Here is a 9,174-nt window from a genome sequence, read left to right as displayed (position 1 = left end):
CGGCTGGTCGGCCCGGTACTCCCGGGCCGACCAGCCTCGCGGGCCTACTCCTTGACGGAGAGGCCGTTCTGCTTGAGTCCGTCAACGGTGGCCTTCTGGGCCGCATCCACGGCATCCCGGACCTTGCCCCCCGTGCTCAACGTGCCGTAGGCGTCCTTGAGGGCAGTGTTGGTGATGTCCCAGTTGGGACCCCACTGCCAGCCCGGTGTGATGGTGGAGTAGGCCTTGTTGAAGACTTCGTAGATGTCGTTACCGAAGTAGCTGGCATCGAAAGCGCTTTGCGCAACGGGGGTCAGCCCCGGCGAGGCGAGGAAAGCGGAGCCGGTGTTGCCGCGGGCCTTGATGGCGTCCGGGCTGGTGGTCAGGTATTCGATGAACTTCGCCGCCGCAGCAGGGTTCTTGCTGCTCTTGGTGACGTTGAAGCTGGAGCCACCGTAAAAGGCGTCCGACGGCGAACCCCAGTTAGGCACCTCCGCTGCGATCCACTGGCCCTTCTGCCCGCTGGCTTCGGTGCGCTTCTGGATGCCGGTTGCGCTCCAGTTGGCCCCGAGGACACCCACGACGGCGCCGCTGGCCAGGTCCGCGGACCATTCGTCGCTGAAGGACTGCTGGACTTTGACGATTTTCTGGTCGATCAGCTTCTGCCAGTAGTCCGCTACCTTCTGCGTGGACTGGTCATTGATCCCGACCTTCCAGCTGTCCGCGTCGGTACCGAACCATTTGGCCCCGGCCTGCCAGGAGAGGGCTGCGGTCAGGGCAGCTTCGTTGGGGTTGAAGCTGGCCAGGTGGGCTTCGGGCGCCACGGCCTTGATCTTTTGGCCTGCGGCCTCGAACTCTTCCCAGGTCTTGGGCACCCCGACGCCGGCCTTCTCCAGCACGTCTTTGCGGTACCACATGATCATCGGGGCTGCGTCGTAGGGGAGCGCGTAGGTCTTTTCGTCGAATTGCACCAGGGCTTTGGTCTCATCGCTCAGTTTGTCGAGGGTTGCGGCCTTATCGATCAAGCCGTCCAGGGGCTGGAGTTGGCCGTTGCTGACGAACTGCGGCAGCTGGGGGTATTCGATGGTGGCAACATCGGGGCCGTTGCCGGCTGTGATGGCGGTGGACAGCTTTGCGTACCCTCCGCTCGCGCCGTTGGGAACGGTCTCGAAGGTGACTTTGATCTTGTCCTGGCTGGCGTTGAACGCGGCAGCCACTTTGTCCATTCCGGCCAGCGATGACCAGAAAGTGACGGTGCCGGTGGGGTCCCCGGTAGGGGCGGGCGCGGATGTCGCGGCCGGGGAACTGCCGCAGCCGGTGATGAGGGCGGCGCTGGCCATGAGGCTGACCGTTCCGAGCAGAAGCTGGCGACGCTTCATTCTGTTCTCCTTTGAAGTTCACGATGCGAAGTTGCGGAGTGCTCAGGGGCACTTTCGAACTAATCACCATTGAATCCACAAAAGTGAACATTCACCACGAAGTGAACAGAAGTAAACAAGAAGGGGCTTGAAGCTACCTTCGCGTTGAGTCCCGGACCACCAACGCGGGCGATAGGTTGACCCGCTGGAGCGCGGACGTGCCTCCACGTCCGGCTCCGATGCGGTCCAGGCACATCCGCAAGGCCTGGTGGCCGACGTCGTACTTGGGTGGTGCCACAGCAGTCAGAGGGACTGCCCCCAAAGCCGCAATCTCGTCGTCGTACGCGATGATCGCGAAGTCCTTCGGGATCCGGACTTCCTTTTCCTGGCAGACGCTGGCGAACTGGAGGGCGTCCTCGTCCGTGTGGACGATTGCGGCCGTGACCTGCGACCCGGCACACCAGGACAGGATTCCGTCCACCATGACCCGATGCGCCTGGGGATCGTTTTGCGCGCGCGGCATAGTGCGCACCAGGGAATCGTCCCGGGCATGGCCTGCCCGCTGCAGGGCCAGGTGGAAGCCACTGATGAGCTGTGGGGCGGTGGGGCTGTCCTCGCGCAGACAGATGGCGATGCGTTGGTGGCCCAGCCCGAGGAGGTGGTTCACGGCGATTTCCGCGCCGCGGACGTGGTCGCTGCGGACCGATTCGAGGCGGCCGTGGTCCAGGGCGTCATCGATGGATCGCTCCACCACTACCACCGGAACCTCCGCTTCCGCGAGCAGCCCCAGTGTTTCAGTGCCCGCGAGCGACTGTCCGCCGGGCGTGACAAGGATCCCGTCCACGCCGTGCTCGTAAAGCCGTTTCAGCTGGCGCCGTTCTTCCGCCCCCGAGTAGTTCGAGACCCCCAGCACCAGCCGTACGCCCGCTTCCTGCGCCGCCGCTTCCGCACCCCGGATCACGCCCGGAAAGTAGTACGACGCCGACGGCACGATCATGCCGACCGTCGCCAGCGGCCGCCTGCCGCCGGGACGCCAGGTGGTGGATCCGGCGTTACCAGGGCCAGGCTTTCCGCCGCTTGAGATGGCACCCCCGTGGACCCGCTCCAGGAGGCCCCGCTCGGCGAGGACCGCCAGGTCCCGCCTGATGGTCATCCCGGAAGTGCCGATCTTGGCGGCGAATTCCCCGGCGTTGAGGGATCCGTGAAGGGCGAGTTCCTTCAGGATGAGCTGTTGGCGATCCTCGGACAGCATGCGGGACTCCGTCTATCAAGTTCACTTGTGTTCAGTTTGTTCATTATGAACCAGAAAACCTCGTCGGCGGGAGCGCGAATGCCCTAGCTGCCAACTTTCACAACGGAAACCTCGACGGCGGCGGCGCGGGGGAGGAGGTGCCTCCGGATCGCGTCGGCTACTTCGCGGGCTACGGCCGGGGCCGGACGGGGTGTGCTGACACCGATCCGCGCTTTGACTGCCAGAGTGCCGGCCGTGTCCGTCAGGCCAATCAGGGGGAGGGGTTCGCCTGTGACCGCGGACAGCGCTGCGCCGGCGATTGACTGCCACAGCGGCTGCGCGGGGTAGACCGCGCTGACGCCAGGAACGGATTGGACCACGTCCAACAGTTCTTCGGCCACGCCGGTCGGAGGGGTGGACGCGGATGGCTCCGCGGCTTCCAGGGGCTCGGTCATGGCTGCTCCTCCAGGACATCGGTGACGGTGATGTTGATGGCTTCGATGGCGAGTTCGGTGTGGGTGGCCAAGGTCCTGGCCAGTTCCTCCCGCAACTGGTCGGCCCGCTCCTCCATGGAGTGCCCGTAGACAACCGCTATCTCTACCTCCACGGTGATCAGCGTCCCGGGGGTGGTGACGTCGCCATGTAGTCGGCATTTGCCGGCGGCCGTGCCTGGATGTGCGTCAACAACGGACCGGATCAGTGCCGAGATGGATCCTTCGGTTTCCCAGAGGGTGTCATCAGGATGGACCGACTGCAGGGGGATGCTCCGCCCCGGCCGCAGTTCCAGCCGAAGGTTGTCGAGAATGGACTGCATCCAGTCATCACTGCCTGAACCGGCGTCGGCCACGTCCGAGCTGAGGAGCTCACTGCCCAAAGCAGAGAGCTTTCGCAGGGATGCGAGGCCCGCTTGGCATTCGGGGCATGAGTCCAGGTGGGCAGGGTCAGCGATCTGCCCCGTGTCCAGGTAGGCGCTCAATTCCGCCAGGCTATGCCCGCATTCGAGGGTGTCTCGGGGGTAGTTCATCGCCATTCCTCCATCCTGCGCGCCAGGGTAATCCGGGCCCGGGCCAGACGGCCCCGGACACTGTCGGGGCTGATGTTCAATGTCAGCGCAATCTCCTCGTAGCTCTGGTCATTGAATTCCTTGAGCACCCAGCAACGCCGCTGTTCCTCGGGAAGGGCTGCCAGCGCGGCCTTCAGCGCCTCCACCCGTGAGCTGCTGAGGGCATTCCCCTCGGGGTCTTCAGGCCGGGGCCGTGTGTGCTGGTCCACGTGGTTCTCCGCATCATCAAGGTCCGCGTGGTTACGGCGTTTGCGCAGGTAATCGATGCTCCGGCTGCCAACGATCCTCAACAGCCAGCCCTTGACCGCAGCGGGGTCGCGAAGGCTGTCCAGCTGCTTCCATGCCTGCACCAGGGTTTCCTGGACGACGTCGTCGGCGTCTGCCAACGAGCCGGTCAATCGTCGCGCAGTGGCCCGCATCAACGGACCGTGCCGGCGGGCAAGCGCTTCGAAGGCAGCGGTGTCGCCGTCGGCCGCGCGGCCCGCCAGCAGGGCGTCGGGTACGAGGTCCAGTTGATGCTGGGCTGCGGGTGAACCAGTCACGTTCCTGCCTTCCTGTCCTCGTTGGTCTGTCCGGAATCACGTTGGCTCATCGCGCGCGCTGGGCCCCGGACGTCCGGGTGCGGGCGCCGCTGGTGATTCTCACCAGTACGGGCACCGGATGGCCCAGCCACGAATCGATCTGCCGGACCAGCTGTTCAGCGGTATCCGCCAGCTCCCGCGGCGAGCTTCCGTGACGGGCTTCCATGCGTAGCCGCAACGCTGTTCCCTGCCGGGACTCCCACGCGGAGACCGATGTGGCCAGGACGTTCCGGTTCCCGCTGAGGGCATCCTGCACCGCCGCGGAAATGAGTCCGACGTCCACCACGGTCCGCCCGTCGGCTCCTTCGGATCGTTCGGCCAGGCGTGGCGTCCGCCCCCCGCCTTGGGAAGCCAGCCATGCGGCGCTGAGTCCAGCACCGAGCAGGAGGACGCCGATTCCGGCCACCAGCCACCAGCTCCGTGCCGGTCCCGGGATGGGTGCGGTGCTTGCCAGTTGCCGAACCTGGTCCGTGAGGTTCGAGCCGATGGTCGTCCACGTGTCGGCAACTCCCGGCAGGGTACCGGCCGCGATGAGTGCGGCTCCGGCGCCCAGCAGGATGATCCCCAGGATCGCCAGCAGGATGCGGTTAAGCGCCCGATTGGTTCGTCTCATTGTCCTACCGCTCCTTCGTTCGCGACCCGGACTTTGCCCGTGACCTGCCGGTCGAGCGCGTAGGCGGCCAGTTCGCCGTCGAGCGCTGTTTTGATGGACGCAAGGTCCAAGGAAACGCCCGACGTCGGACGCACCTGGACGCGCACGGAGCGTCCGCCGACGGTTGTGGTCACTTGACCCGGTGCCAGGCCCGCAGCGAGGCGCGACGTGCTGGACACTGCGGCGGCGATGACGTTGTCGTCCACGACTGTGGCGATGCGGTCGCTGGCCAGCGCGCGCCGGGCGCGGCGACCTTTGCCTACGGCCACGCTAACCAGCAGGAGCCCCAGGATTCCCACGCCGACACCGGCGGCGGTCAGCCCTGCCGGCACGGTGGAGCCGGGGAGCCCGACGAGCCACTGACGGAGGTGGGCTGGGCTGGCCAGCAGCGGCCGGTCATTGAGCAGCCACAGGACGCTTTCCGCAGCCAGCCAAAGGAAAACGAGGAGCAGGATACTTGCCACAATGATCGACGGGAGGGCCCGCGAGGAATGGGTTTCGCGTCGGACCAAGCGCCGAAGGGTTCGATCCTGGGTCATTCCACTCTCCTTTCCTTGGATTGCTGGGGCTTGGCTCCCATGAGCCTGATGTCCACGCGGCCAAGTTCCAACCCGGTCAGCTCCAGCCCCCGGGCCACCAGTTCGGTGCGCACTGCGTGGGCTTGGTCGAAAACGGTGCCGCCCCCGTCCCTACGTGGTGCCAGAAGCGGGGGAAGAGCCATCTTCACCGTGAGGTTGACGCCCAGCTTTCCGGCGTCGTCCTCCAATTCAGCCCGCACTTGGTGCGGGTCCACCCGGAATGCGCGGGCGGTGATTGCTTCCACAGTCTTTTGCAGTGCCGAACGGGCGATTCGGGTGTGTCCTGCCCTGGCCGGCGTGGTCGTGGCAGGCATGGTCCCGGCTTCCCCGCTCATGTGGAGGAGCGCTTGCCCGACAAGGCATCCAGCACCCCGCGGAGGTCAAGCTTTCCTTCGGCGGAGCGGCCCAGCACCGCCCCGATCGCCATGAACAGGGCTGTCAGCAGCAGGCCCCAGAACCCGAAAGCCAACGAAACGACAGCCAGGACCGCGCCTACGGCCAGGCCGGTGATCGTGTGGCTCATGCGACCCTCGGCTCACGCCCGGCATCATCGGCGTCCGAATCCTCGGACGGGACATGGATGTCCGTGATCGTGATGTTGACTTCCGTTACTTCCATGCCCACCAGGTCCTCGATTGCCGTATAAACGGCGTCGCGGGCGTTATCAGCCACTTCCTGGAGCGGGTGCGGGTACTCGACGACCAGGGTGACGTCGACTGCCACTTGGGTCTGGCCAACTTCAACGCTGACACCTTGCGTGAGGTCTTTCTGGCCGACCTTTTCACGGAGTGTTCCGATAGCCCTGGCTGCGCCGCCGCCGAGGGCGTGGACACCGGGGATTTCCTGGATGGCGATACCGGCGATCTTGGCAACGACGCCGTCGGCGACGGTCGTGGCTCCGCGCCCGTCCTTACCCTTATCCAGTGCCCCTGCCGGGGTGGTGGCGGCGGTGTTCTTGGCCGGTACGTCTGCCGGGGTGTGCGTCTGAACGGTCATGGCATTGACTCCTATGCGGTGGGTTTGCGGTGGGTTTGCGGTGGGTGCGGCGCGTTCTGCGCCGTCATGAATAAGACGTGCCGGTGCGGTGATTCCTCACGCACAGTTTTGTGTGACGTGCATCACTGCTGGTTTCTTGATGCGGAATCATGTAGTTAGATTGCCATATAACTAGCCAATCAAGTTACATCTGTCCTTGGAGGAAGCGCTATGACTGTTGCATTGACGACGGGAACGACGGCCCAAGCTCTTCCCGGGCCTGCGCAGGAGGGTGCCCCCTCCCTGTCTGCGCCATCGCGGCGAACCATGTTGCTGGACGACGTCTGGGCGGCCTCGGCTCGAGTTGAGAGCCTGCAGTGGGAAATGGACGGAGCAGAGGACTCTTTATTGCAGGCCATGAGAAGTGCGGCCGCGGCGGGAGCGCAGCTCCCCGATCTTGCGATCGCGTCAGGGCTGGGCTTCGCCGACATTGAGCGCCTGCTAAACAGCGGCCCCACTCAGGCGGGTCGGGCGGAGATCGGAAATTCTTGACCCAATCTTGAGATGACCCGGCGGGGTTCTTGAGGGCCCGGTCCGATGGTTGAAACATCAGCCAACAGAGTTGATGGAACTTCCAGGAAGGACCACCGAGATGCCTGACCAGATCACCGCCCTGTCCGTCAGTACCGGCCCGGCGCCTGTCACGTCCAGCCCGCTCGCCGGAACGGCCGAGCCTTCCCGGCACGCAGCCGAGGTCCCGGGCCAGACCCGGGCCGTGGTGAGCGTACGCGAGCAGTTCAACCCGCTCGGCGTGGGCCTGAGGAGTATCTGGCCTCAGTCGGTGGTCGGGTTCTAAAGCCCGCAAACGAGTTGTGGCGGGCAGGCACCCAAGGTGCCTGCCCGCCGTCGTTAATGCGGTGGCTTGGACAACGATCGAATGGCACCATGGAGTGCAGGCGATAGCTAAGGAGGCTTGTCATCAAAGAGGAGATGAAGAAGGCAGCTGATGTGGCCGAGGACGCCTCGAACTCCCGTGCCTTCGAAATCGTTGCCAGAACCGGCTTTGCCGTGAGTGGGTTGTTGCATCTGCTCATCGGTGTCATCGCCTTGCAACTGGCGTTCGGGCGTACGGGTGAAGCCGATGTGTCCGGGGCTGTGGCATCCCTGGCTAACCAACCTGCCGGTCCGTTCCTGCTCTGGGCCTGCTTCGCTGCTTGTACAGCGTTGGCGCTGTGGCAGTTGGGCAACGCCGTCCTGGGTTACCGCAGGAAGTCGGACAATAAGCCTGGCAAGCGGTTCTCCGCAGCTGGCCAGGCCCTGGTATTCGCCGCGCTCGCCGCCACGATCATTTCCTTCATCATGGGCAAAGGCCGGAACAGCCGGGAATCCACCAGCGACTGGACCCTAACGCTCCTGAAAGCTCCTTTCGGGGTTTTCCTGCTGGTCGCAGTGGGCGCGGGCATTGCCATCACGGGCATAGTTTTCGCAGTGCGTGGCTTCAAGCAAACGTTCACCCGGGACTTGTCCCTGTCGTCCAACCACAGTGTGCGGAAGTTCCAAACCGGTGTTGGCGTGGTGGGCTACATTGCCAAAGGAATAGCCCTCTTCCTTGTGGGGCTCTTGGTGGTCATTGCAGCGCTGCGGGCACAGCCCGAGCAATCCACGGGGCTGGACGGCGGCCTCAAGGCCCTCAAGGAGCAACCGTACGGGCCTTACCTTCTGGCGGCGGTTGCCGTTGGCCTTATTGCGTATGGGTTGTTCATGATGGTCAAGGCCCGGACGTTGCGGACGTAGACCCTGGCAGAATGCGGCCCTGCCGCGTCGGGGGCCTACGGAAGAACGACCAACGTAAAGAACCCGGAGGCTGCAGTGCAGTCCTCCGGGTTCTTTGCTGTATTCAGGTGTTACGGATGGCTGGAGCCCGAGGCTTCGTCGTCCGGCTCGGATGAAAATGGACGATCCTTCGGGGTGTCCTCCGTGTTGCGCTCATCAAGCTCGGCGTCAGCTGAAGGGACCGTCTTCTCGGCGTAGTCACCTTCGGTGTAGTCTCCGCCGGCGTCGTCCTTCAGCGTTTCGGGTGAAGCGCCTGCGTCGCCGTAGTCGCCCTCAACATACTGGCCGTCCAGTTCCTCGCCGTTGGCGTCCCGATTCTGGTTGTTAGCCATGGTGTGCCCTGCGGTTGGTGAGGAGTCCCCAGATCAGCAGGACAATGATGGAACCGCCGATGGCCAGCAGCCAGGTGGTCAGGGAGAAGAATTCCTGCAGGCCCGTGCCAAAGATGAGGCCGCCGATCCAACCACCCAGGAGGGCACCGACGACGCCCAGCAGGAGGGTTACCAGCCAGCCGCCACCCTGGCGGCCGGGAAGAATAAGCTTTGCGATAGCGCCGGCCAAAAGACCAAGCAGTAGAAAACCAAAGAAACCCATTTTTGTTCCTTCTTTCTTGTTGATGGAAATTCCATGAACATTATGAAGAGGTTCAGTTCATCGGGTGCCTGTTCCAGTGTTCAGGCACCTTATTGGGGCCCTTGAAGGCCCTTTTCAATGCGGGGATTGGAACGGTTACGAAACCCCGATGAATTTGTTAACGACGGCCAATAAAGCACTCCTGCCGATTGGGTCGGTCTTGCTGCTACACCAGTAACGCTAGCCGCTCAGCGGACTAGTAGCAAGTAACCTGTCTAATTGTGGGCATGCGGCCCCCGCCACTGGGATCCAAGGATTTGCGGGCAGGCGGCTATGAACGGAGCCTTCAAC

The 9,174-nt window shown here is 64.1% G+C and carries 15 protein-coding genes; 3 read left to right on the top strand and 12 right to left on the bottom strand.

The window, feature by feature from the left end; translation table 11 throughout:
- Positions 1-44: 44 nt before the first annotated feature.
- The 10 genes from LRQ04_RS15380 to LRQ04_RS15335 form a co-directional block, all read right to left on the bottom strand.
- Positions 45-1,358, bottom strand: coding sequence for a sugar ABC transporter substrate-binding protein (locus LRQ04_RS15380; protein ID WP_235521192.1), 1,314 nt, complete (start codon positions 1,356-1,358; stop codon positions 45-47).
- 133 nt (positions 1,359-1,491) lie between these two features.
- A complete protein-coding gene (locus tag LRQ04_RS15375; protein ID WP_235521190.1) occupies positions 1,492-2,589 on the bottom strand; it encodes a substrate-binding domain-containing protein in 1,098 nt (365 codons plus the stop codon).
- 83 nt (positions 2,590-2,672) lie between these two features.
- The gene (locus LRQ04_RS15370) at positions 2,673-3,023 is read right to left on the bottom strand and encodes a hypothetical protein (protein WP_235521188.1); all 351 of its coding nucleotides are present in this window, start codon (positions 3,021-3,023) and stop codon (positions 2,673-2,675) included.
- Complete coding sequence (locus tag LRQ04_RS15365; protein ID WP_235521186.1) at positions 3,020-3,592, bottom strand: Asp23/Gls24 family envelope stress response protein; 573 nt, start codon at positions 3,590-3,592, stop codon at positions 3,020-3,022. The genes LRQ04_RS15370 and LRQ04_RS15365 overlap by 4 nt, the downstream gene beginning before the upstream one ends.
- Complete coding sequence (locus LRQ04_RS15360; RefSeq protein ID WP_235521184.1) at positions 3,589-4,173, bottom strand: RNA polymerase sigma factor; 585 nt, start codon at positions 4,171-4,173, stop codon at positions 3,589-3,591. Before LRQ04_RS15360 ends, LRQ04_RS15365 begins: the two co-directional genes overlap by 4 nt.
- A 46-nt stretch (positions 4,174-4,219) precedes the next feature.
- Positions 4,220-4,825 carry a hypothetical protein gene (locus tag LRQ04_RS15355; RefSeq protein ID WP_235521182.1) on the bottom strand — a complete coding sequence of 202 codons (606 nt, stop codon included), beginning with the start codon at positions 4,823-4,825 and terminating at the stop codon, positions 4,220-4,222.
- The gene (locus LRQ04_RS15350) at positions 4,822-5,403 is read right to left on the bottom strand and encodes a hypothetical protein (protein ID WP_235521180.1); all 582 of its coding nucleotides are present in this window, start codon (positions 5,401-5,403) and stop codon (positions 4,822-4,824) included. The genes LRQ04_RS15355 and LRQ04_RS15350 overlap by 4 nt, the downstream gene beginning before the upstream one ends.
- Complete coding sequence (locus LRQ04_RS15345; RefSeq protein WP_235521178.1) at positions 5,400-5,756, bottom strand: hypothetical protein; 357 nt, start codon at positions 5,754-5,756, stop codon at positions 5,400-5,402. Before LRQ04_RS15345 ends, LRQ04_RS15350 begins: the two co-directional genes overlap by 4 nt.
- A gap of 17 nt (positions 5,757-5,773) precedes the next feature.
- Positions 5,774-5,965: a DUF2273 domain-containing protein gene (locus tag LRQ04_RS15340; protein WP_235521176.1), complete on the bottom strand. Its 192-nt coding sequence runs from the start codon at positions 5,963-5,965 to the stop codon at positions 5,774-5,776.
- On the bottom strand, positions 5,962-6,438 hold the full coding sequence (locus tag LRQ04_RS15335; RefSeq protein WP_235521174.1) for an Asp23/Gls24 family envelope stress response protein: 477 nt from the start codon (positions 6,436-6,438) through the stop codon (positions 5,962-5,964). Before LRQ04_RS15335 ends, LRQ04_RS15340 begins: the two co-directional genes overlap by 4 nt.
- Positions 6,439-6,648: 210 nt before the next feature.
- Between LRQ04_RS15335 and LRQ04_RS15330 the strand changes: the two genes are divergently transcribed.
- From LRQ04_RS15330 to LRQ04_RS15320, 3 genes are all read left to right on the top strand, one after another.
- Positions 6,649-6,969 carry a hypothetical protein gene (locus LRQ04_RS15330; protein ID WP_235521172.1) on the top strand — a complete coding sequence of 107 codons (321 nt, stop codon included), beginning with the start codon at positions 6,649-6,651 and terminating at the stop codon, positions 6,967-6,969.
- A 100-nt stretch (positions 6,970-7,069) separates the two neighbouring features.
- Positions 7,070-7,273 (top strand): hypothetical protein, encoded by a 204-nt coding sequence (locus LRQ04_RS15325; RefSeq protein WP_235521169.1) that lies wholly within the window; start codon positions 7,070-7,072, stop codon positions 7,271-7,273.
- 134 nt (positions 7,274-7,407) lie between these two features.
- Complete coding sequence (locus tag LRQ04_RS15320; protein ID WP_235521167.1) at positions 7,408-8,211, top strand: DUF1206 domain-containing protein; 804 nt, start codon at positions 7,408-7,410, stop codon at positions 8,209-8,211.
- Positions 8,212-8,321: 110 nt separating this feature from the next.
- Here LRQ04_RS15320 and LRQ04_RS15315 read toward each other — a convergent pair whose 3' ends face one another.
- Both LRQ04_RS15315 and LRQ04_RS15310 read right to left on the bottom strand, forming a co-directional pair.
- The gene (locus LRQ04_RS15315; protein WP_235521165.1) at positions 8,322-8,582 is read right to left on the bottom strand and encodes a hypothetical protein; all 261 of its coding nucleotides are present in this window, start codon (positions 8,580-8,582) and stop codon (positions 8,322-8,324) included.
- Positions 8,575-8,844, bottom strand: a complete 270-nt coding sequence (locus LRQ04_RS15310; protein ID WP_235521163.1) for a GlsB/YeaQ/YmgE family stress response membrane protein — start codon at positions 8,842-8,844, stop codon at positions 8,575-8,577. Before LRQ04_RS15310 ends, LRQ04_RS15315 begins: the two co-directional genes overlap by 8 nt.
- Between the last annotated feature and the right edge of the window lie 330 nt (positions 8,845-9,174).

The sequence above is a fragment of the Paenarthrobacter sp. AR 02 genome, assembly GCF_021538675.1.
GTDB lineage: Bacteria > Actinomycetota > Actinomycetes > Actinomycetales > Micrococcaceae > Arthrobacter.
The sequence above is the reverse complement of the archived record's forward strand: the minus strand, read 5'-3'. Positions and strand labels throughout refer to the sequence as shown.